Annotated in this window: 1 pseudogene; it reads right to left on the bottom strand. The window is 64.4% G+C overall.

Going from position 1 to position 436, the window contains the following annotated elements:
• Positions 1-123 precede the first annotated feature (123 nt).
• A pseudogene (locus K206_RS39275) lies at positions 124-436 on the bottom strand (AMP-binding protein); the annotation flags it as partial.

Here is a 436-nt window from a genome sequence, read left to right as displayed (position 1 = left end):
CCGGGGAGTTCTGTCATGTCGGTGCTCGTCGTCTTGTGGGAAGGGGCCGCCGGCAGCGGGCGGCCTTGCGTCGAATGGAAATGGGGGAAAGCGGTAATGCGGGCTGGGAATCAGGCGACGGAATCAGGCGGTCCTGACCACGGCCAGCCCGAGTTCCTGCGTCATGCGCTCGCGCATCACGAACTTCTGCACCTTGCCGGTGATCGTCATCGGCATCTCGGCGACGAAGCGGATATAGCGCGGGATCTTGTAGTGCGCGATCTGGTCGCGGCAGAACGCGCGGATGTCGTCTTCCGTGGCGCTCTCGCCCGGCTTGAGCACGATCCACGCGCACACTTCCTCGCCGTACTTCGGGTCCGGCACACCGAACACCTGCACGGCCTGCACCTTGGGGTGGCGGAACAGGAATTCCTCGATCTCGCGCGGGTAGATGTTC

Origin of the sequence: Cupriavidus sp. WS (assembly GCF_000395345.1) — a bacterium.
Lineage (GTDB): Bacteria > Pseudomonadota > Gammaproteobacteria > Burkholderiales > Burkholderiaceae > Cupriavidus > Cupriavidus basilensis_B.
The sequence above is the reverse complement of the archived record's forward strand: the minus strand, read 5'-3'. Positions and strand labels throughout refer to the sequence as shown.